Genomic DNA, 20532 nt, shown 5'->3' on the forward strand with positions numbered 1-20532 from the left:
AACGGTCAGCGACTGATCAACCCAGCGCCAGCGGCAAGAACAGTGCGATCAGAATGCCCAGCAAGCTCATGCCCAGCGCGGCGAAGGCGCCACATTCGTCGCCCTCCTCCAGCGCCCGGGCCGTGCCGATGGCGTGTGCGTTGATGCCGTAACTCAAGCCTCGCGCCGCCGGATGATCGACACCTGCCCAGCCCAGCAAGAGCGGCCCCAGGGCGGTGCCGATGACGCCGGTGAGCATGACGAACACGGCGGCCAGCGATGCCAGGCCACCCAACTGCTCGGCCACCAGCATGGCGATCGGCATGGTGGCGGCCTTGGGTGACAGGCTCATCAGCACCGTCAGGTCCGCGCCCAGCGCACGGGCGATTACCAGCGTCAGTACGACGCCAATGACTCCGCCGCTAAGCAGCGTGATGACAATCGGCCAGAACAGCTGCTGGATGCGGCGAATATGCCGGTACAACGGCACCGCCAGCGCTACGGTCGCCGGCCCGACCAAGATTGCGATCATCGAGGCATCGGCCCGGTAGCTCGCGTAATCGATGCCGCACAGGTAAAGCGTGCCGACCACCAGTAGCATGCCGACCAGCACCGGTTGCAACACCAGCCAGCCGCTGCGCCGATACAGAGCCAGCGCCAGCTGGAATGCGATGAGCGTCAACGCCACGGAAAACAGCGGATGATCCAGCGTCATGGCCCAGACGCTGCGCCAGTCGACTTCGCTCATGCCCGGTCCTCCGCTTTACGGTCCATGCGATTGATCAGCTTCTGCATCAGCCAGCCGCAGAAAGGGACGGTCACTACCAGCGACAGCACCAGCCCGGCGGCAATGGCGGGAAGGTCGGCAAACAAGGCGTCGCCGCTGGTCATGATTCCAGCGGCCGGGACGATCAGCAGCAGCGGCAGGTATTGCAATAGCAGTGCGGCGGTCTTTTCCAGCGGCTCGGGAATGCCTCGGCGCAACAGCAGCAGGACGAACAGCAGCACCATACCGATGATGGGCCCCGGCAGGGCCGGCAGTACGGAAATATTGATGGCACTGCCAAGCAGCTGCAGCACGACTAGCCAGGTCAGCCCTTTGAGAATCATGAACGAATCCTTCAGCGGATGAATCGAAGCGGCCATCATGCCGCGCCAGGCGCCGGACGGCACGCCCGGACTATTACCCGGCGCCGGGGCAGCGAAACAGGCGCAGGTCGCGCTGGAAAAAGCGGATCAGTCCTTCAGACCGCCGCGACCTGAGGTCGCAGCGTGCAGTCACGGGCTGCACAGCGCGCCTGCATCCGCCCCGCTGGGCCGGGCCTTGGCGATGTAGAAGCCCCGTTCCGTCTGGCTCCCGGCCCATCTGATCCGTATTTTTCCGCGTTACCTGAGCCTGTTATGCAACCGGCTCGCACCCGATCATCCCGGCCGCCTGACTTGCCTGACGGGGCCACCCATGAACGATCGTATTCCAGCCACGCTCATCGACACGCTCAATGCGCGCTCGCCCATCCGCCTCACGCCGGCCCAGGCGGGCGGGCCCATCCACACACGGTTTTTCACCGGCCGCTATCGCGACCTGCGCCGGATAGGCGCCGGGCTCCTGCTGGTGCTGTTCTTCGCGACCCAGTGGCTCACCTGGAACGGCCGGCAAGCCGTGCTCTGGGATCTCGGCCGCCAGCAATTTCATATCTTTGGCGCAACCTTCTGGCCGCAGGACTTCATTCTGTTGTCGGCCCTGCTGATCATCGCGGCCTTCGGCCTGTTCTTCATCACAGTGTTGGCCGGGCGCGTCTGGTGCGGCTATACCTGCCCACAGAGCGTCTGGACCTGGATCTTCATGTGGGCCGAACGCGTCACCGAAGGCGACCGTCACCAGCGGATCAAGCTCGATGCCGCGCCCTGGTCCCTCGTGAAACTCGCGCGGCGCAGCGCCAAGCACGGCATCTGGCTGGCGGTGAGCCTGGCAACAGCCCTCGCATTCGTGGGTTACTTCACCCCGGTGCGCTCGCTGGTCGTCGATCTGTTCAGCCTGCGGCTGGGGTCCGCCGAGGCGTTCTGGCTGTTCTTCTTAACCGCCGCGACCTACCTCAACGCCGGCTGGCTGCGCGAGAAGGTGTGCCTCCACATGTGCCCTTATTCGCGCTTCCAGAGCGTGATGTTCGACCCGGATACCCTGATCGTCAGCTACGACGCCGCCCGCGGTGAAAATCGAGGGGCGCGACGCAAGGACAGCGACCCGCGCACGCAGGGACTCGGCGACTGTATCGATTGCACCCTGTGCGTCCAGGTCTGCCCTACCGGCATCGATATCCGCGACGGGCTCCAGCTCGACTGCCTGAGCTGCGGTGCCTGTATCGACGTGTGCGACAGCGTGATGGACAAGATGGGTTACGCCCGAGGGCTGGTTCGTTATAGCTCCGAACGCGCGATGGCCGGCGGCCGCACCCGCCTGCTGCGCCCCCGGCTGGTCGGCTACGCCGCCGCGCTGCTCTTGATGATCAGCGGCTTCATCTGGGCGTTGTCGGCTCGACCGATGCTGTCGCTGGACGTGACGCGCGACCGCACGCTGTATCGCGAAAATACGCTCGGCCAGATCGAGAACATGTACAGCCTCAAGGTCATCAACAAAACCCAGCAGGCGCGCCGCTATCAGGTCGCGCTCGATGACGGTCACTTCGAATTGAACGGCCCACGCGAGCTGAAGTTGGCGCCGGGAGAGATCGTCGACGTGCCGGTGAGCGTCGCGCTGCTCGACCGGGCCACGCCACTCGGCGAGCTGCGATTCGAGGTCAACGATGCCGGCGACCCGAATAGCCATGTGAGCGCACCGAGCACCTTCATTGCGCCGCGAATCCGCTAACGCACGCCAGCACGGGGTATCGCTTCACCGCGTGCCCGCCTAGCATCGCTGGGGCGGCACGCACCCCATGACATGAACGAGCGAGACGGCTGAATGAAGCGCTACGAACGATTCGCCGACGAAATCGCCGAGCTGATACGCAGCGGCGTGCTGGCGCCCGGTGAGCGCGTGCCCTCGGTCCGCCACGCCAGCCGTACCCATGGCGTCAGCCCTTCGACCGTATTTCAGGCGTACTACCTGCTGGAGGATCGCGGCCTGATCCAGGCGCGACCGCGCTCGGGATATTTCGTCCGCGAACACGCCAAGCGGCCGCTGCATGAACCGGAGATCAGCCCGCGCCTGAGCGAGACCACCGAAGTCGATGTCAGTGAACTGGTGTTCTCCGTGCTCGCCTCGCTACGCGACCCGGACACCGTGCCCTTCGGCTCCGCCTTCCCCAGCCCGGACCTGTTCCCGCTGCAGCGCCTGGCACGCTCGATGGCACACACCGTCCGGCAGATGCCGGCGCGCGAGGTGGTGGCGGAGATGACCAGCGGCCACCCCGACCTGCGTCGCCAGATCGCGCTGCGTTGCCGGCTCAGCGGCGTCGTGCTGACGATGGATGAACTGGTCATCACCACCGGCGCGATGGAGGCGCTGAACCTCTGTCTGCAGGTGGTCACCGAGCCGGGCGACCTGGTCGCCATCGAGGCGCCGGCCTTCTATGCCACCCTGCAAGTATTGGAACGCCTCAAGCTCAAGGCCGTGGAGATCCCCGTCCACCCGCGAGATGGCATCGATCTGGACGTGCTGGCAAGCAGCCTGGCGAGCCTGCCGATCAAGGCCTGCTGGTTCATGAGCAGCCTGCAGAACCCGCTTGGCGCGAGCATGGGCGAGGCAAAGAAGGAGCGCCTCTATGCGCTGAGCCAGCGGCATCAGGTGCCGCTGATTGAGGATGACGTCTACGCCGAGTTGTACTTCACCCGCGAGCCGCCGAAGCCGGTAAAGAGCCATGACCGCGACGGGCTGGTGATGCACTGCGGCTCGTTTTCCAAGAGCCTGGCGCCGGGCTACCGGATCGGCTGGGTGGCCGGTGGCCGCTACGCCGACCGCATCAGCCGGCTGAAACTCATGACCACCCTCTCACCTTCAGTGCCGGCCCAGGCCGCCATCGCCGACTACCTGCAACACGGCGGTTACGACCGCCACCTGCGCCGGCTGCGCCACGCACTGGAGCGTCAGCAGGGTGAAATGCTCGCCTCCGCAGCGCGGCATTTCCCGGCCACCACCCGCGTTACCCGGCCCAGCGGTGGGTACTTTCTATGGTTCGAATTTCCCGAAGCGGTCGACTCGCTACACCTGCTGCAGATGGCGCTGGCCGAAGGCATCAGCCTGGCGCCGGGGCCGATCTTCTCGGCGACGCGGCGCTTCGGCAACTGCGCCCGACTGAATCATGGGCATCCATGGGACGCGCGCTGCGAGCAGGCCATGGCATCGCTGGGGCGAATGATCCAATCCTTTCGCCCCTGAGCCGCCGGTGCGCCGGTGCGCCGGTGCGCCGCTAGATATGAATGCTGCCCTGCAGGTAGAGCACGGCATGGCCGGCCACGCGGACCCGATCGCCGTCGACACGACACCGCAGCTCGCCGCCACGCCGCGACGCCTGATGCGCCCGTAACGAAGTTTTGCCCAGGCGGTCGCTCCAATACGGCGCGAGCCCGGCATGAATCGAGCCGGTGACCGGATCTTCGTCGCCGCCGTTGGCGGGCCAGAAGTAACGCGAGACAAAATCGTGGGCGACGCCCGGCGCGGTGACCACCACGTCGAGCGGCGCCAGCGCTTTCAGCGCCGCCAGATCCGGTGAAATCTGGCGCACCTGGTCCTCGTGCTCATACACGGCGAACCAGGCCTGACCGCTGCACAACACCGCTTGCGGCGCCAATCCGAGCCCTTTAAGCAGTTCGGCTGGCGGGTGTTCCACCGGTTTTGGCGCGCGGTTGGGGAAGTCCATTTCCAGCAGCCCATCCTCGACCTGTTGAACCTGAATATCGCCGACCGCGGCGGCGCGGAAGGTCAAGGGTGGTGTCGCCAGGCGCTGCTCCAGCAGAACGAACGCGCTGGCCAGCGTGGCATGACCGCAAAAATCTATCTCCGTCATGGGCGAGAACCAGCGGATCGCGAACGCACCGTCGCCCTCACGCACCACAAACGCCGTCTCCGACAGGTTGTTTTCCAGCGCGATGGCCTGCATTTGCGCGTCGCTCAGCCAGTTCTCCAGCGGCACGACCGCCGCCGGATTCCCCTTGAACGCTTCGTCTGTGAAGGCGTCGACCTGGAAGATGGGCAGTTTCATCCTTTGCTCCGTGCATATGCATGCTCGCCGGCCGGCATGCGACGCCGCAGTGTCGCCGCAGCCGGCGCGGCCGGCAACAGCGCCAGGCGCTTTACCCGCGGGTCAGACGCCCGGGCGGCTGCTCGCTGTCAAGGTCGGCTTTATCGGCTCCGCAGGTGCCGCCGGCTGGCACTGAGTATGCGCACCGGGCTGGAGGTAGGGCTGAAGGATGGGTGCCATGCCCTTGAGCACCTGCACCGGCAGCGCCGAGGTAAAACGGAAGCTGTCCGCGCCACGCCCCGGTACATAGGCGGTCAGGGTGCCGAAGTGATTAGGGCCCAGGTAGAACACGAAGGTCGCGGTGCGGTTGAGCGCCAGCGAGCTGATGAGCCGCCCGCCGGCGCCGACGGTTTGGATGCGGTTGTCGCCGGTGCCAGTCTTGCCACCCACGCGTAACGGCTCGCCGTCGGCCTGCAGAAAGCTGCCGCGCAAGCGCCGTGCGGTGCCGCCCTCGACCACGCTACCCAATGCATCGCGCAGCGCCGCGGCAACCTCGCTGGGAAGAACCCGCTCACCGCGATCCGGAGCGATGCCCAACCGGGTCTCATAAGGCGTAGCGCTGGCGAAGTGCAGGCTGTCGATGCGCACGCTGGGCAGCCGCACGCCATCATTGACGATGATGCCCATCAGTTCCGCCAGGGCGGCTGGACGATCGCCGGAGCTACCCAGCGCAGTTGCCAGTGACGGCACCAGGTGGTCGAACGGATAACCCAACCGTTGCCAGCGACGGTGGATATCGGTGAATGCTTCGACCTCGAGCATGATGCGGATGCGGCTGTCGCGCGCGCTCTTGTGCCGACTGCGGAACAGCCAGCCGTAAACTTCCTGACGCTCCGCACTACTGGCGGCGATGACTTCGGTGATACCCGCTTCCGGGTGTTTGGTCAGATAGCCGAGCAACCACAGGTCCAGCGGGTGGACGCGTGCGATATAGCCTTGGTCCGGCAGGCTGTAGGCGCCAGGCGCGTAGCGCGTATAGAGGGAGTCGAGCAGTTTCTCGCCCAGATCCACGTCCGGCAGCCGCTCATGCAGGAAGCGGTCGAAGCTGGCGCGATCAGCCTCGGGCATCAGATAGCGATGCACCGCGGCCAGGCGGGACGGCGTGGCACGCATGCCGTCGAGCAGTACCTCGATACGTTCGTTGGTCGTCTTGCCGCGGTATTTCTTCCAGAATCGCTGCAGAAACACCGAGCCTTCGCGGTCGGCGAAGCGCCGCAGATATTCAAGGCGCTCAGGGTTGTCATCGTTTTTCAGCAATTCGACGCCATTGGCCGTCTGGTAGGTGCTGTAGCTGACCAGATCGCGCATCAGCCGCACGAACGGAAGGTTGATCGATTCCTGCAGCGCCTCGCGCATGCTGGGCAGGCGGCCATCGTCCTCGTGTCGGAAGTTGCCGAAACGGTGCATGCCCGCGCCTGTGAAGAAGCGCTCGGCAGGGCTCGCGGAGTAGCGGCGTTCCAACGCGGCATCGAGCATGGCCGGCAGGCTGCGGTCCTCATTCTGAATCAGGTAGCCCAGCGCCCAACGCGTCAGCGGGTCGACCGCCTCGGCCTTGCGCAGCGCGGCGACCTCACGACTGGCGTAGCGCTCATGCAGCTCGGCGATGACTTCCAGGTAAGTGGTCAAGACCCGCAACTTGGCAGTCGAGCCAAGTTCCAGCTTGCTGCCCTCGTTGATGTCGAAGGGCTGGTTGGTATTGTCCGTCTGCACCCGCACACGGAAGCCCTGCTCGCCGCGCTCGAACAGCGTGAAGCTGTAGCGCACATCGCCCGTGCGTTCCGGTGACAGCATGCGTTCGCCAAATAGCCCGACCTCACCGGCGAACTCAGGGTCGGCCAGTTGATGCAAATAGTCGCTTACGCGGCGCTGCAACTCACCGTGCAGCGGCGTGGTGGCGGCCAGATCAAGCCGGTCCAGCTCATACAGCGACACGCCCAGCAGGCTGCTCAGCCGCATGCGCGCAGCGGTGATGCCCTTGCTCGAGGGTACTTCGCGAATGCCGGGCTCACGGCGCAAGTCACGATAGCTGACCTTCTGCAGCAGCGCGGCATTGCGCAGCCGAGTGCTGATCACTCCACCGTTCGCCAATAGGCGGATATGACTGTCGGTGAGCGCAGCCATGTCCTCGCGCCCGGCACCGAGGTAATAGGACGGGCGCCGCTGGGCAATCAGCAGGGAAAGCACCTGACGCAGCGCCAGGCCCTGTGCCTCGTAGCTGGTGCCGGCATTGCGGCGCGAATCGAGCACACGGTTGACCTCGGCGAAATCCGCGCCGAACCACAGGCGCAGGCCATCGGCAATGCCATGCACCTCGCCATGCCCGTAGGCGGCGGAAAGTGGCACGCTGTTGAGGTAGTCACGCACGATGCGCTGGCGAGTGACCATGGTCATCTGGCCTTCGCGGTAGGTCCGCACGCTCGCCGATACCATTTGCCGGAGCTTTTCCTCAGCGTTGCCGGTACGCCCTTCCGGCGAATGCCGGTACTTCTCCACCTGTGTGGCCAAGGTACTGCCACCCGCTGCCTGGACCGGCAGGCCGAGTTTCTTCTCGACCTGGCTGACGGCGGCCAGGGTGAAGCGTGGCCAGTCCACCGCCGGGTTGGCCTTGGGACGGCCAGGATTGAGCAGGCCCCGATCCTCGATGAACATCAGGCTCATCGCCACCAGCGGCGGAACGTCGTCGAACGTTTCGTAGTACTGGTGCGGGTAGCTGTTTTCGTACAGCGGCTCGCCGCGGCAATCGTCGATGGTAAGGCCCGCCTGCGACTTCTCCGGGTAAGGCACGAAGAAACCGCGGTCTGCATAGCTGGCCAGCGCGGGCGAAAAACGCACCTGTTCCTGAATATCGAAACCGCGAGCGGTCAGCCGCTGGAGAAACTCCGGCAAAGCGGAATAGCCCAGGCGGCGGTCGAAAGGACCCGCTTCGGGAAAGAGGATACGGTCACTGGCCCCCGCTTCGAGGCGATAGTCGAGCTTGTCGGCGTAGCGGCTCAGCCACAGCGCCTGCAACTTGGAGGTGTGCATCTCATGCCAGGCGGCATATCCGCCACCGGCCAACAGCGATACGCCGAGCAACAGACTCATCCGCCGAGCGAGGCGGCTGCCGCTGCTGCGTTTTTTAGGGGGACTACCCGGGCTCGGCTGGCGTTTACCCCTACCCGCCCGGGATGTGTCGGATTGCCATACTGCGCCCATCTTCTTTGGCCTGGCTTCCTTGAGGAATCATAGGCTTAAGCTTAGCTGGCGGCGCTTATCAGGCGAGTTTCAGTAGACGAACGGAGCGGCACCGGTCGGACAGTTCCAGCCGGCTTTTCCACCCCTTCAAATCCGCCACTGGTTACTCGATCCAGCGTGGATAAAAGCCTAGTTGCGCCTGCACCTCGTGAGCCCGAACCGGCAGGATGCCCGCCGGCAGCGGGGTGCGACCCGCATGAGGCTCGGCTGGGTCGCCATCGAAAAAGAACCGGCGCCCATCGTCAAGCCGCAGGAACAAGCCTAGCGCACCGTGCCCGGGACGCTTGACCAGCACTAGCCGTTCGTCGCCAAGCAGGTCGAGGCTCTCCTCGAAGCCCAGATAGGGACGCCGCTCGAAGGTCAGCGGGCGCCATTGCACCCCATGCGCGAACTGCGCCGGAATGACCGCAGGCGGCGTTGCCTCGCGAACATAGTCGATGCCTTCTGCACTGGCGAGCACGGGTACCTCGGCGAAGTCGGCCAGGCCCGAGGCATAGCCCCAGCGTGCGCAGGCCATTAGCACCTGATCGACCCGAACGCCGTCCGCATCTAGCTGGTCGCGCACAGGCCAAACCTCCCCGTAGGGCTTATTACGCCACGGCAGCACACTGTCGAGCTGTGCGTCGACCTGCCGGCCTAACCCCGTGCCGAAAAGCAGCCGTTGACCCTGATGCTCGATCAGTACGGCGAGGTAATCGACCGGCGCCTGCACGACCCAGGCGCCGTCTCGCCAGCGGTATTCGGTGCTCGCAACCCCCTGGCCGGTACGCACCAGGCTGAAACGAATTTCAGCAGCCTGCACGGCACCCGCGACCAACAGGCACACAGCGACTATCCATTGGCGACGCATGGCTTAACCCTCCCCGAGCGGTAGAAACGGCGAGGGCTCGGGCGTCGCGAACGCCAGTGGAAGACGACCCTGTCGCCACGTCCAGCGCCCCGGCGTGAACGCTAGCATCCGCTCGGCGCCAACTGGCGGGACGATACCGAACTCCGCGTACTGCTCGGGCCAGACCAGTTCGGCGCGCGCTTCCAACTGGAGCAGATCGCCCCGCTCGAAGTCGATGAACAGCAAGCCGCAGCGCGGCTCGGAAATCAGGTTACCGAGGGTGTTAAACAGCCTGTTGCCGCTGTAGTCAGGCAGCCACAGGCGACCGTCTTCACCGAACCGCAGCAGGCCCGGCGGCCCGCCACGGTGCGAGATGTCTACGCCGCCGCCCTCGGGGTTGGGGCTGCTGCTGGCTATAAAAAGGGTATCGGCCTGCGCCACCCGCTCGCGCCAAGCCGAATCGATGCCGATGCCGGAAAGGCTTACGCTCGGCTCTCTGATAACCGGCTGCCACCGCCGCGCCTGGATGTACTTGGGGCAATTGCCGAATGCCTGCGCCACGGCAACGCTAAGGCCAGCTTCATCGCACTCCACGATGCGCCCGTTCATGCGGTTGCGCCGCCGGCTATGCCACTCAAGCCCCAACACACCAATCGCCGCCAAGGGCCGCAGACAGTTGGCGATTGGATCGTCCGGTTCGGGCTGCGCGGCAATGCTGAGCACTTGCGGGTGTGGTGACCAGGCAAATCCGGGTGCGCCCCAGAGGATCGAGGCATGCGGCTGGCCCTGTTCGTCTACCGCTCCGAGCAACAGTGTCGGCAGTTGCGTGAAGAACTGCCGGTGCGGGTCCGGCATGAACGGCAGGATCATCCGTTCGCCGATCTGCTCCATTTTTTCGCGCACGCCCACTCGGGCCTGCATCCAGCGCTCACCGTCATGAAAAGGCGTGCCCATGGACGTTCCCCTATTCCAGGCCGGGCATGCCGACATAGCCCGGCAGCTCACGGATGCGGGCAAACCAAGCTCGCAGCGCCGGATATGGCGCAAGGTCCAGCCCGCCTTCGCCGGCTAGCGCGGCATAGGGGTACACCGCAATGTCGGCGATGGTCGGGGCGGTGGTTTCTGCAAGCCACGTATGCGTTGAAAGGTGTTGTTCCAATAGCGCCAGCGCCGCTCGCGCACGGCTCTCTGCCAAGGCCTGATCGACAGGCATCCTGAATACCCGCCCGAAGCGCGCCGTGGCCGGACCGTGGTGCATCTCGTTGGCGGCGAAGCTCAGCCAGCTCGCAATCCGCGCCTGTGTCAGCACATCCTGCGGATACCAACCGGCATCGGCATGACGCAGCGCCAAGTACACAAGAATGGCTTGGGAGTCACTCACCCGGGTCTCGCCGTCTTCGAGTACCGGCACTTGGCCGCGTGGATTGAGTGCCAGAAACGCCAGACGCTTGTGCTCGCCGTTACGCAAGTCGACGGATACGATTTCTGCTGGCTGGCCGATCAGCCCGAGAAACAGGCGAGCCTTGTAGCAATTACCGGAGAGGGTGAAGTCATGGAGTTTCATCGGGTCGTTCCTTGTACGTTAGGGGCGGACTCGATAATAGACAGACCTGTCTGTATAGTACAAGCGCAATTTGCTGCCCCTCCCCAACAGGGCCGCTGCCTCCCGCATAATGACGGCCCGAGGAGATCTAAATGGCTACGAACAAACGCGACCTGCTGCTCGGCACTGCCGAGCGGCTGTTCTATACAGAGGGCTACCACGCCACCGGCATCGACCGGATCCTGAGCGAGTCGGGCGTGGCGAAGATGACCCTCTACAAACACTTCAAGTCGAAAGACGAGCTGATCCTCGCGGTGCTCGATGCGCGCCACCAGCCAATGCTGGAGCGGCTCGCGGCGGCGCGCGACAAGCGGCCACCACGCGAGGCGCTGTTGGGTGTGTTCGACGGTCTGGACGCGATGATTCACAGCCCCACGGCGTTTTGCGGCTGCCTGTTCATCAATGCTGCGGCCGAATATCAGGACCGTGACCACCCGATCCATCAGCGCGCCGCCTTACACAAGGCCCGGTTCAAAGGGCACCTGCTGGCGCTGTTGGAGGATATGAAAGCCGAGCAGCCTGAACGGCTGGCCCGTCAGCTGCAGTTCCTAATCGAGGGTGCGCTGAGCATGGCCCATATCGAAGGCCCGGCCGATCAGGCCAAGCTGGCTAAGGCCGCCGCCGAGCAGCTGCTCCAAACGGCCGGCCTCTGAGCGGGGCCGGCCGTCTAGATTGGCTCAGGCCGAAGTGCTGGGCTTCACTTTGAACCAGGCGGCATAGAGCGCCGGCAAGAATAGAAGCGTCAAGGCCGTCGCCACGATCAGGCCGCCCATGATCGCTACCGCCATCGGGCCGAAGAAGACGCTGCGCGACAGCGGAATCATTGCCAGCACCGAGGCCAACGCCGTGAGCACGATAGGCCGGAAGCGTCGCACGGTGGCGTCGACTATCGCGGTGAGGCGGTCTTGCCCCGCGGCGATGTCCTGCTCGATCTGGTCCACGAGGATCACCGAGTTGCGCATGATCATTCCTGACAGCGCGATGGTGCCCAGCATGGCGACGAAGCCGAACGGCTTGTTCAGTAGCAATAGGAACAGCGCCACGCCAATCAACCCCAGCGGTGCGGTCAGGAACACCATGGCTGAACGCGAAAAGCTCTTGAGCTGTAGCATCAGCAAGCTCAGCACGACGATGATGAACAACGGCATCCCGGCGTTAACCGAGGCCTGACCACGGCTGGAATCCTCCACCGTGCCGCCGACCTGCAACAAGTAACCGCTCGGCAGCGAGGCGCGGATGTCGGCGAGGCTCGGTTCAATCTGCTGAACGATCGTAGCCGGTTGCTGATCGCCGTAGATGTCCGCCCGGACGGTCACTGTCGGGAGGCGCTCGCGGTGCCAGATCACGCCCTCTTCGAAGCCGTATTCCAGAGTCGCAACTTGCGACAGCGGCACGCTACGCCCATTGGCGGTGGGGATTGCCAGGCTCGGCAGCATCGACAGGGATGCGCGCTCTTGTTCCGTCCCGCGCAGAACGATCTCGATCAGCTCGTTGTCCTCACGGTACTGGCTGGCCGAAGCGCCGTTGAAGGTGCGGTTGAGGAATTGAGACAGCTCGGCCGTCGTCACCCCAAGCGCGCGGGCCCGCTCCTGGTCGATGTGCAGCCAGACGACTTTGCTTGGTTCCTGCCAATCCAGGTGGACATTGGCGACATGCGGGTTCTCACGCACCTTGGCAGCCACCTGGCGAGCCAGCGCGCGGGCGACGTCGATGTGCTCGCCCATGACGCGGAACTGCACCGGGTAGCCGACCGGCGGCCCGTTTTCCAGCCGACTGACACGCCCGCGCAAGGTTGGGAAATCTTCGCGCAGACGTTCGATCAACCAGCTGCGCAGGGCCTCGCGTTGCTCGATGTCCTCGGCCAGCACGACGAACTGGGCAAAGCTGGTTGCCGGCAGTTGTTGATCCAGCGGCAAGTAGAAGCGCGGCGAGCCGTTGCCGACATAAGCCACGTAGTTATCGATTCCCGGACGCTCAGCAAGCATCGCTTCCAGACGCCGCACCTCGGCCTCGGTCGCCTTCAACGACGCACCCTCGGCGAGCTTGAGGTCGACCATCAGCTCCAGGCGGCTCGAAGCCGGGAAGAACTGTTGCGGAACGATGCGAAACAGCGCAATCGAGCCGACGAACAGCGCCAGTGTCAGCAGGATCACCAGGGCGCGATGGCTGACGCAGTACTGAATGACCTTCCGCACCCGCTGGTAGAACGGCGTCGCATAGGGATCATGCGCGCCTGCGCCATGCTTTTCGGCGTGCCGACGTGCCAGGTCCGGTAGCAATTTTTCCCCGAGTAGCGGGACGAACATGACCGCCGCAATCCAGGAAGCGATCAATGCGATGGTCACTACCTGAAAGATCGAGCGTGTGTATTCACCCGTGCTGGACTGCGCTGTGGCGATCGGCAGGAAGCCGGCCGCGGTGATCAGCGTGCCGGTCAGCATCGGGAATGCCGTGCTGGACCAGGCATAGCTAGCCGCCTTGAGGCGGTCGAAGCCCTGCTCCATCTTGATCGCCATCATTTCCACCGCAATGATCGCGTCATCGACCAGCAGGCCGAGCGCGAGCACCAGCGCGCCAAGCGAGATCTTGTGCAGGCCAATGTCGAAGTAGTGCATGGCGGCAAAGGTCATCGCCAGTACTAGCGGAATCGATAGCGCGACCACTAACCCGGTGCGCACGCCAAGCGAAAAGAAGCTCACCAGCAACACGATCACCAGGGCCTCAACCAGCACCTTCACGAACTCGCCAACGCCAGTCTTAACGGCCGCGGGCTGATCCGACACCTTGCTCAAGGCCATTCCCGCCGGCAGATCTTGCTGTAGACGTGCAAATTCGCGCTCGAGCGCTTCGCCCAGCATGAGGATGTCACCGCCCTCCTTCATCGACACCGCCAGCCCGATCGCCGGCTCGCCCATGAAGCGCATACGCGGCGCCGGCGGGTCGCTGAAGCCACGATGCACGTCGGCTACATCGCCAATGCGAAAGGTGTCGTTGCCGACGCGAATCGGGAAGTCACGGATTTGCTTGACCGTCTCGAAGCTACCGGTGACACGAAGTTGTACCCGGTCGCTCGGTGTTTCGACAAAGCCCGCCGACATGACCGTGTTCTGCGCTTGCAAAGCCTGCCGCACCGCGTCCAGAGGCACGCCAAGATTCGCCAGCTTGACGTTGGAGAGCTCGATCCAGATCTTTTCATCTTGCAGACCGATCAACTCGACCTTGCCGACGTTGCGCACACGCTGAAGCTGTAGCTGGATACGGTCGGCGTAGTCCTTGAGCACGGCGTAGTCGAAACCCTTGCCGGTCAGCGCGTAGATGTTGCCGAAGGTGGTGCCGAACTCGTCGTTGAAGAACGGGCCCTGAACCCCGGCCGGCAGTGTGTGGCGGATGTCACCGATCTTTTTGCGAATCTGATACCACAACTCCGGAATCTCGTCGGAGTGCATCGAGTCGCGGGCCATGAAGGTGATGTTGGACTCGCCCGGGCGCGAGAAGGACACGACGCGCTCGTATTTGCCCGTCTCCATCAGCTTCTTCTCGATCCGTTCGGTAACCTGCCGCGAGACCTCCTCGGCAGTCGCACCCGGCCACTGGGTCTGGATAACCATGGCCTTGAAGGTGAACGGTGGGTCTTCGCTCTGCCCGAGCTTGCTGTAAGACAGCGCGCCGACGGCAGCGAGCAAGAGCATGAGATAAACGACGATCTGCCGGTTACCGAGCGCCCAGGCGGAAAGGTTGAAGCGCATGCGATTACTCCTGGGCAGCCAACACGACGGCGCGATTGTCCCGGTCCACGGGTCGCACCTGCTGCCCCTCGTGCAACATCTGCACACCGGCGAGCACGATCCAGTCGTCAGGTTGCAAGCCTTCGAGCACCGGCACGAGGGTTTCGCCGAACGGGCCCGTCCGAACCCTTACGCGCTCCAGCGTGGCATCGTCCCTTACACGCCAGACGAAGGCGGCACCCTGTTCTGCCGTGACGGCCGACAGCGGCACGGCTAGCGGCGCCTCTGCGTCGATCTGGATCGACACCCGGGCGCTCTGACCTAGCTCGGCAGGCACATCCTCGTCACTGAACGCGACACGCGCCGAGTAGGTGCGCGATTGTTGGTCTGCAGCAGGCGAAAGCTCGCGAATACGTCCCGGGTATTGCTGGCCAGGCTGCGACCAGAGCTCTACCGCCACCTGCTGGCCAACTGAATGCCGCTCGAAGGCCTGCTCCGGAAGACTGATTGCCACCTCGCGCTCGCCGTCGGCGGCAAGCACAAAGGCCGTCTGACCGGCAGCGACCACTTGGCCGACCTCGATATGGCGCTGGGCGATGACGCCATCACGCGTAGCACGCAAGACCGCGTAGCCAACCTGGTTGTCGGCAACTTCGAACTCTGCCTTGGCCTGCTGAAGACGCGCCTGTGCCGAACGGAAGGCATTTTCCGATGCATCGAACTGAGAGCGGCTAACCAATTGCCGCCCGAGCAGGGTCTTGTAGCGCTCGTGCTCGGCGCGCGCCGCTCGCAGGTTGGCCTCGGCTGCCGCAACCTGAGCGCGGATGCCTTCCAACTGCAGACGAACGTCCTGAGGGTCCAGGCTGGCGAGGGGCTGGTCCTTGCGGACTCGGTCACCCGCCTCCACCAGCCGCTCGACAACCTTGCCCGGGATGCGGAACGCCAACTCAGGCTCGTAGCGTGCGTGAACCTCACCCGGGTAGTTTTCCACCGACTCGCTTGCCGGCTGCGGCTGGACGACCATCACCGGTCGCGGCGGGAGTTGCTCGGCCGCCTCTTCGCTGCAACCGGCAAGGAAGACGAGGGCTAGCACACCGAGCAAGGGAAGCGGCGGACGGATCACGTTGTGACTCTCTCTGTCGAAAGGCGGGTTTGTAATAGTTGTACCGGCCGGTATAGTAAAAATCCCGTACCGACCAGTCCAGTATTAAAACGCGCATGTCAGAACGCCCCGTCGCCGCCGGCCCAGGCCGCCCGAAAGACCCCGCCAAGCGCGAAGCCATCTTGGCTGCTGCGCAGGTATTGTTCCTCGCCAAGGGCTACGAAGGCAGCAGCATGGAAGCCATCGCCGCCGAGGCCGGCGTCTCCAAACTGACGCTATACAGCCATTTCGGCGACAAGGAAGCCTTGTTCTGCGACGCGGTGAAAAGCATCTGCGAGACACGACTGCCGCGCAGCCTGTTCATGCTTGAACCGCAACGCACCATTGAAGAGGTGCTTCTGGAGATCGGCCGCGCCTTCCATGCGCTGGTCAACAGCCCGGAATCCATCGGCTTGCATCGGGTGATGGTGGCGATGGCGACGCAGAACCCGACGCTGTCGCGTATGTTCTTCGACGCCGGCCCCCTGCGGTTGCTCTCGGATCTGGAAGGCATGTTCGCCGTGGCCGACCGCCGTGGGCTGTTAGTCACACCCGAGCCGCTGAACGCGGCCGAGCATTTCTGCGCATTGGTCAAAGGCGGCGCGCATTTCCGCTTGATGATCGGCTACAGCGGGGAGCCCTCTGCAGCCGAGGCCGAGCAGCACGTGCGTGAGGTAGTCGCGATGTTCCTGCGCGCCTACGGCAGGCGTGGCGAACCCGCCTAACGAGACGCCACCGCCTGGGTTCAGTCGTGGCTCAGCGCGCCGATCCGGTGGATCGACAGGTCCGCTCCGTTGAACTCTTCTTCCTGACTCAGGCGAATGCCGATTGTCGACCTGAGCAAACCGTATACGGCGAAACCGCCAGCCAGGGCAACGAGCACACCCAGTGCCGAGCCGGCGAGCTGACTGAGAAGGCTGACGCCACCGAGCCCACCCAGCGCGTGTTGACCGAAAATGCCGCAGGCGATACCGCCCCAGACCCCACACAGGCCGTGCAGCGGCCAGACGCCAAGGACGTCGTCGATCTTCCACTTGGCCTGCGCCGCGGTGAATGTCCAGACAAACAGGGCGCCGGCGACCAACCCCGTCGCCAACGCACCAATCGGGTGCATCAGATCGGAGCCGGCGCAGACGGCAACCAAGCCAGCGAGCGGCCCGTTGTGCAGGAAGCCGGGATCGTTGCGGCCGACCAACCAGGCGGCCGCGGTACCGCCGACCATCGCCATCAGTGAGTTCAGTGCAACCAGCCCGCTGACCGCTTCGAGCGTTTGCGCGCTCATTACGTTGAAGCCGAACCAACCGACGATGAGAATCCACGAACCCAGCGCAAGGAACGGAATGTTCGAGGGCGCGAAAGCCACCAGGCGACCATCGCGGTAGCGGCCGTTGCGCCGCCCCAACAGCAAGACCGCGCCGAAGGCCAGCCAGCCGCCCATCCCATGCACCACTACCGAACCGGCGAAGTCATGGAAAGGCGCACCGAAGGCTGACTCCAACCATGCCTGCATTCCGAAATTCCCATTCCATACCAGGCCTTCGAAGAAGGGGTAGATGAACGCGACGATGAGCAGCGTCGCGCACAGCTGAGGCCCAAACTTCGCCCGCTCGGCAATGCCGCCAGAAATGATCGCCGGTATGGCCGCCGCGAAGGTCAACAGAAAGAAGAACTTGACCAGCGAGTAACCGTTATCCGCGATCATTTGGTCGGCGGGTTGGATGAATGTCACGCCGTAGGCGACCCAATAACCGATGAAGAAATACGCCAGGGTCGAGACCGCGAAGTCGGCGATGATCTTGGAAAGCGCGTTGACCTGATTCTTCAGGCGCACCGTTCCAACCTCCAGAAAGGCGAAGCCGGCGTGCATCGCCAGTACCATCACCGCGCCCATCAAGATAAACAGCGTATTGGCGCCGTGTACCAGTACTTCGACTGCACTGCTTGGGTTGTCCATCGACTGGGTCCTACAAGGAAATTCGCACCAAAACAGCAAGCGGAACCCTTTGAACGCACCAGAATGCATCACGCAGGCATAGCCGCTTGCCATCTCTCTTGTCGAGGAGCAATCCCGCGCTTGACGTAAACCAGATCCCGCCCTGGTAAAGCGCACACCGGACCACCCCACGACGCGACCGGCTCATTCCATGCGCTATTTAAGGGCTAGTAACGAACCGGTCGCACCGTGGCGAAGCAATACGCGTACCAGCGAAGCGGAAGTGAGCCACCGTGAGGCGTAGCGGCGAGAGTCATAGCGCCGACAAGGTGCGGTATTCATCCTGAGCCAGCTGGTCAGTCATGCCACTGACGAGGTCCTGCAGCATCCGGCAGCGGTAATAAAACTCCCACAGTCGCCCCTCGTCAGCAGATAAATCATGAGCCTTCATGGCCTCGTGGTAAGCCTTGACCAATTGGCTCGGCACACGTCGCGCGAGCATCTGCAGGTGCGGCTCGCTGCGGCAGCTGCCTTCTGTCAAAGCGATGAAGACCTCGGGCGTAACGCTCAGCAATGGTGCATAGGCATCCAACAGGCCCTGGAGGATCCGGTAACCCTGCAGTTGCAGGGTTTCGACCTCGCGGTGACAGAACACGCGATCCATCGCTACGTCCTTGAAGGTCTGCACAATGGCATTGGCGAGGCTGGCATCTTCCAGCAGCGCGCGGTCCAGAGTGCCGTGATATATGGCCCCAATGTGCTCGATGAATTGCTGCGCTGCGTGCTGGACCAGCGGGTGCACCAGATTGACGCGAAGCCAGATGAAGAACTCGCCGACCTTGTTGATTGGCTCCTTCTGCGCCCGCGTTTGCGCATACTCGACCATGTCGCGAAAGCTGCGACCACCGCTGATCGCTGCCTCCGGTGAGCCGTGCTCGCCGAATTTCTCGATCAGCAAGTGAACCAGCTGGTCGATGCTGAATATGCCTTTTTCGACCGAATCCTCGATGTCGGCCAGGCAGTAAGCGATGTCATCCGCCGCCTCCATGATGTAGGCGATCGGATGGCGTGTGCCGGGCTCCAGCCCCAGGGCGCTCTGCAGATCACTGACGAACGCGGCTTCAGACAGATAGAAGCCCGGCTTCTTGTGCAGATAAGCGCCCGGCGTGCCCTTCTCCGGCCGCGGTGCATGGGCGGCGCGCACATATTTCAGCAGGCCCGCCGTTTGGGTATAGGTCAAGTTCAGCCGCAGCAGCGACACCACCAAACGAATCGCCTGAGCATTGCCTTCGAAGCGTTCGAGATCACGCAGCATGGTCGCTTTCAGCCCGTCGGGGGTGTCCAGCCCCGGCACCGCATGATCGAACAGCGGCCCGAGATGCCCAGCGAACCACTCACCGATAGCGAACTCACCGAAATGGCCGAACGGTGGGTTGCCGATGTCGTGCATCAGGCAGGTCATCTCCACCAGGCTTTCAAGCGCGCTCTCCAGTCCATCCAGGCCGTAGCACGCCGCATCCCCGCCGAGCTGCTTATACAGTGTCCGCACGATGAAGCGCCCAGTCTGCTGGACTTCCAATGAATGCGTTAGCCGGCTGCGCACCGCGGCGTTGCGCTCCAGTGGAAACACCTGCGTCTTCTGTTGCAGGCGGCGAATAGCAGCTGAATTGATGATGCGCCCCCGGTCGCTTTCCAGCTGGTCGACTACCAAGGAAAGATCGTCTTGCGCTGCCATCAGTCCAGGCTCGGTACGCCCGTAGGGTCGCTGGCGCGAAATCTTGTTCTTGAAGTTGACGGGCTCCGGCATGGCTTGCTCCTGTTGAAGGAACCGCGAGCCTAGCGCGCCGCCTCTGCTTTACCAAGCGGCCGGCGCGTAACGACTCGTTTAGAATCGCTACCCCGCTATCGGATAAAGCCTCGATGAGCCGCCAGGATTTCCACCAACAGCACGCTGCCCGTGCGACAGACGAAGCCCGACGCCTGCTCGAGCGCAAGAAGGCGCTCGGCCCGCACTGGCTGGCTTGGGTCGCAACTGAGCTGTATCAGCTAAGCCCGCCCGAATACGCTGCCATGGTGCGCCGCGCGCTGGCGGACCTGGACGCTCCATGAGCCAGACTACACCGGACCTCAGCTGGCCGATCGACGGCCCCTTTAGGCGCGACGCACTCCTGGCACTGCCCGTCACCGGCAAGCCGTCGGCGATGGACAAGCAGCGGGCCGATGAGACGGTCTGGCTCGACCGAGAGGGCCTGCATGGCGACCGGGTCGCGGACCGCCGCTTCCATGGCGGACCCGATCGCAGCCTGTGCCACTACCCCGCCGAGCACTATCGTCATTGGCAACGTATCTACCCAGGCCTACAGCGGCTGGCACCCGGTGCTTTCGGCGAGAATCTCGCGACGTTCGGTCTGAGCGAGGAGCAGGTGTGCATCGGCGACCGCTACCGGCTGGGCGATGCGGTCATCGAGCTCAGCCAGCCGCGCTCACCCTGCGCCAACCTGGACCGGCGCCATGCTGCTCGTGGGCTGGCGCGGCAGCTAGCACACAGCGGCCGAACCGGGTGGCTATACCGTACGCTTGAACCCGGTTGGGTCGCTCCCGGTGCGACCTTGCAGCTGATCGACCGCCCCTGGCCGGACGCCACAGTAAGACGCGTCTGGCGAATCTACCTCGACGAGTCGGCCGCACACGATGCGCTGGACTGGCTTCAGGCGCTGCCGGCCCTGGCGACCGAATACCGCACACGACTGCGCGCACGTCTGGACGCGAAACGGCGTCACCACGATCAGGGCAACCTGTTCTAGATTGGCCGCGGCGGCACCCAGTTGGTGTTCGAGCTGCCGCAAATGTG

Annotated in this window: 17 protein-coding genes; 6 read left to right on the forward strand and 11 right to left on the reverse strand. The window is 64.0% G+C overall.

Annotated features, from left to right (window positions below):
- Positions 1-16: 16 nt before the first annotated feature.
- Together M1D78_RS14360 and M1D78_RS14365 are read right to left on the reverse strand one after the other, a co-directional pair.
- On the reverse strand, positions 17-727 hold the full coding sequence (locus M1D78_RS14360) for an LrgB family protein (RefSeq protein WP_437420667.1): 711 nt from the start codon (positions 725-727) through the stop codon (positions 17-19).
- A complete protein-coding gene (locus M1D78_RS14365) occupies positions 724-1089 on the reverse strand; it encodes a CidA/LrgA family protein (protein WP_437420668.1) in 366 nt (121 codons plus the stop codon). The genes M1D78_RS14360 and M1D78_RS14365 overlap by 4 nt, the downstream gene beginning before the upstream one ends.
- 349 nt (positions 1090-1438) lie before the next feature.
- Between M1D78_RS14365 and ccoG the strand changes: the two genes are divergently transcribed.
- Both ccoG and mapR read left to right on the forward strand, forming a co-directional pair.
- Positions 1439-2845: a cytochrome c oxidase accessory protein CcoG gene (gene ccoG / locus M1D78_RS14370; protein ID WP_437420669.1), complete on the forward strand. Its 1407-nt coding sequence runs from the start codon at positions 1439-1441 to the stop codon at positions 2843-2845.
- A gap of 93 nt (positions 2846-2938) precedes the next feature.
- Positions 2939-4354 (forward strand): GntR family transcriptional regulator MpaR, encoded by a 1416-nt coding sequence (mapR, locus tag M1D78_RS14375; protein WP_437420670.1) that lies wholly within the window; start codon positions 2939-2941, stop codon positions 4352-4354.
- Positions 4355-4385: 31 nt separating this feature from the next.
- Here the strand turns inward: mapR and M1D78_RS14380 are convergent, their stop codons facing one another.
- From M1D78_RS14380 to M1D78_RS14400, 5 genes are all read right to left on the reverse strand, one after another.
- Positions 4386-5165, reverse strand: a complete 780-nt coding sequence (locus M1D78_RS14380; RefSeq protein ID WP_437421325.1) for a PhzF family phenazine biosynthesis protein — start codon at positions 5163-5165, stop codon at positions 4386-4388.
- A gap of 114 nt (positions 5166-5279) precedes the next feature.
- A complete protein-coding gene (locus M1D78_RS14385; protein WP_437420671.1) occupies positions 5280-8411 on the reverse strand; it encodes a transglycosylase domain-containing protein in 3132 nt (1043 codons plus the stop codon).
- A gap of 142 nt (positions 8412-8553) precedes the next feature.
- Positions 8554-9300, reverse strand: coding sequence for an MBL fold metallo-hydrolase (locus M1D78_RS14390; protein ID WP_437420672.1), 747 nt, complete (start codon positions 9298-9300; stop codon positions 8554-8556).
- A gap of 3 nt (positions 9301-9303) precedes the next feature.
- Complete coding sequence (locus M1D78_RS14395) at positions 9304-10233, reverse strand: pyridoxamine 5'-phosphate oxidase family protein (RefSeq protein WP_437420673.1); 930 nt, start codon at positions 10231-10233, stop codon at positions 9304-9306.
- A 10-nt stretch (positions 10234-10243) separates the two neighbouring features.
- Positions 10244-10843, reverse strand: coding sequence for a glutathione S-transferase family protein (locus tag M1D78_RS14400; protein ID WP_437420674.1), 600 nt, complete (start codon positions 10841-10843; stop codon positions 10244-10246).
- 131 nt (positions 10844-10974) lie between these two features.
- On the opposite strand from M1D78_RS14400, the gene M1D78_RS14405 reads away from it, so the two are divergent.
- Positions 10975-11535 (forward strand): TetR/AcrR family transcriptional regulator, encoded by a 561-nt coding sequence (locus M1D78_RS14405; protein WP_437420675.1) that lies wholly within the window; start codon positions 10975-10977, stop codon positions 11533-11535.
- Positions 11536-11559: 24 nt separating this feature from the next.
- On the opposite strand, the gene M1D78_RS14410 is transcribed toward M1D78_RS14405, so the two are convergent.
- A complete protein-coding gene (locus M1D78_RS14410) occupies positions 11560-14628 on the reverse strand; it encodes an efflux RND transporter permease subunit (protein ID WP_437420676.1) in 3069 nt (1022 codons plus the stop codon).
- Positions 14629-14632: 4 nt separating this feature from the next.
- Positions 14633-15730 (reverse strand): efflux RND transporter periplasmic adaptor subunit, encoded by a 1098-nt coding sequence (locus M1D78_RS14415; RefSeq protein ID WP_437420677.1) that lies wholly within the window; start codon positions 15728-15730, stop codon positions 14633-14635.
- 95 nt (positions 15731-15825) lie between these two features.
- Here M1D78_RS14415 and M1D78_RS14420 point away from each other — a divergent pair, with 95 nt between their 5' ends.
- A complete protein-coding gene (locus M1D78_RS14420) occupies positions 15826-16473 on the forward strand; it encodes a TetR/AcrR family transcriptional regulator (RefSeq protein ID WP_437420678.1) in 648 nt (215 codons plus the stop codon).
- Positions 16474-16493: 20 nt separating this feature from the next.
- Here the strand turns inward: M1D78_RS14420 and M1D78_RS14425 are convergent, their stop codons facing one another.
- Together M1D78_RS14425 and dgt are read right to left on the reverse strand one after the other, a co-directional pair.
- Positions 16494-17702, reverse strand: a complete 1209-nt coding sequence (locus M1D78_RS14425; protein WP_437420679.1) for an ammonium transporter — start codon at positions 17700-17702, stop codon at positions 16494-16496.
- A gap of 292 nt (positions 17703-17994) precedes the next feature.
- Complete coding sequence (gene dgt / locus M1D78_RS14430; RefSeq protein ID WP_437420680.1) at positions 17995-19488, reverse strand: dGTPase; 1494 nt, start codon at positions 19486-19488, stop codon at positions 17995-17997.
- 113 nt (positions 19489-19601) lie between these two features.
- Here dgt and M1D78_RS14435 point away from each other — a divergent pair, with 113 nt between their 5' ends.
- Positions 19602-19790, forward strand: a complete 189-nt coding sequence (locus M1D78_RS14435; RefSeq protein ID WP_437420681.1) for a hypothetical protein — start codon at positions 19602-19604, stop codon at positions 19788-19790.
- Positions 19787-20485 (forward strand): MOSC domain-containing protein, encoded by a 699-nt coding sequence (locus M1D78_RS14440; protein ID WP_437420682.1) that lies wholly within the window; start codon positions 19787-19789, stop codon positions 20483-20485. Before M1D78_RS14435 ends, M1D78_RS14440 begins: the two co-directional genes overlap by 4 nt.
- Positions 20486-20532 lie beyond the last annotated feature (47 nt).

It is taken from the genome of Pseudomonas sp. SA195 (assembly GCF_054131565.1).

Excerpts from the sequence above, each read along its gene's own strand:
- mapR (WP_437420670.1), top strand. The coding sequence starts at position 2,939 with ATGAAGCGCTACGAACGATTCGCCGACGAAATCGCCGAGCTGATACGC.
- M1D78_RS14440 (WP_437420682.1), top strand. The coding sequence starts at position 19,787 with ATGAGCCAGACTACACCGGACCTCAGCTGGCCGATCGACGGCCCCTTT.
- ccoG (WP_437420669.1), top strand. The coding sequence starts at position 1,439 with ATGAACGATCGTATTCCAGCCACGCTCATCGACACGCTCAATGCGCGC.
- M1D78_RS14425 (WP_437420679.1), bottom strand. The coding sequence starts at position 17,702 with ATGGACAACCCAAGCAGTGCAGTCGAAGTACTGGTACACGGCGCCAAT.
- M1D78_RS14420 (WP_437420678.1), top strand. The coding sequence starts at position 15,826 with ATGTCAGAACGCCCCGTCGCCGCCGGCCCAGGCCGCCCGAAAGACCCC.
- M1D78_RS14435 (WP_437420681.1), top strand. The coding sequence starts at position 19,602 with ATGAGCCGCCAGGATTTCCACCAACAGCACGCTGCCCGTGCGACAGAC.
- dgt (WP_437420680.1), bottom strand. The coding sequence starts at position 19,488 with ATGCCGGAGCCCGTCAACTTCAAGAACAAGATTTCGCGCCAGCGACCC.
- M1D78_RS14410 (WP_437420676.1), bottom strand. The coding sequence starts at position 14,628 with ATGCGCTTCAACCTTTCCGCCTGGGCGCTCGGTAACCGGCAGATCGTC.
- M1D78_RS14395 (WP_437420673.1), bottom strand. The coding sequence starts at position 10,233 with ATGGGCACGCCTTTTCATGACGGTGAGCGCTGGATGCAGGCCCGAGTG.
- M1D78_RS14365 (WP_437420668.1), bottom strand. The coding sequence starts at position 1,089 with ATGATTCTCAAAGGGCTGACCTGGCTAGTCGTGCTGCAGCTGCTTGGC.
- M1D78_RS14405 (WP_437420675.1), top strand. The coding sequence starts at position 10,975 with ATGGCTACGAACAAACGCGACCTGCTGCTCGGCACTGCCGAGCGGCTG.
- M1D78_RS14360 (WP_437420667.1), bottom strand. The coding sequence starts at position 727 with ATGAGCGAAGTCGACTGGCGCAGCGTCTGGGCCATGACGCTGGATCAT.
- M1D78_RS14390 (WP_437420672.1), bottom strand. The coding sequence starts at position 9,300 with ATGCGTCGCCAATGGATAGTCGCTGTGTGCCTGTTGGTCGCGGGTGCC.
- M1D78_RS14385 (WP_437420671.1), bottom strand. The coding sequence starts at position 8,411 with ATGGGCGCAGTATGGCAATCCGACACATCCCGGGCGGGTAGGGGTAAA.
- M1D78_RS14400 (WP_437420674.1), bottom strand. The coding sequence starts at position 10,843 with ATGAAACTCCATGACTTCACCCTCTCCGGTAATTGCTACAAGGCTCGC.